Here is a 352-nt window from a genome sequence, read left to right as displayed (position 1 = left end):
TACAAGCGGCGACTGGCTGAAGATCAAATACAGCGGAGGAACGGCGTATGTATCCGGCGATTATGTACAAAAGCCTGACAGTGCATCGGATGGATCCGGTAGTGAAACGGTGCTTTACACTGGAACGACGACAGCAAATTTGAATGTCCGATCGAGCGCGTCGACCTCAGGCAAGCTGCTGACAACGTTGAAGAAAGGAAGCAGCGTGGAAGTAGTGGGTACAAGCGGCGACTGGTTGAAGATTAAATACAGCGGAGGAACGGCGTATGTGTCGGGCGATTATGTGCAAAAGCCTGATAGTGCATCGGACGGATCTGGTAGTGAAACGGTGCTTTACACTGGAACAACGAAA

General features: G+C 50.9%; 1 protein-coding gene. It reads left to right on the top strand.

Translation table 11 applies throughout. The annotated features are described in order from the left end of the window. Positions 1 to 352 (top strand): SH3 domain-containing protein (locus NOM01_RS17075; RefSeq protein WP_255749786.1); only part of this gene is annotated, 352 nt, incomplete at both ends.

The organism is Sporolactobacillus sp. STSJ-5 (assembly GCF_024385605.1).
Taxonomy (GTDB): Bacteria; Bacillota; Bacilli; order Bacillales; family Sporolactobacillaceae; genus Sporolactobacillus.
The sequence above is the reverse complement of the archived record's forward strand: the minus strand, read 5'-3'. Positions and strand labels throughout refer to the sequence as shown.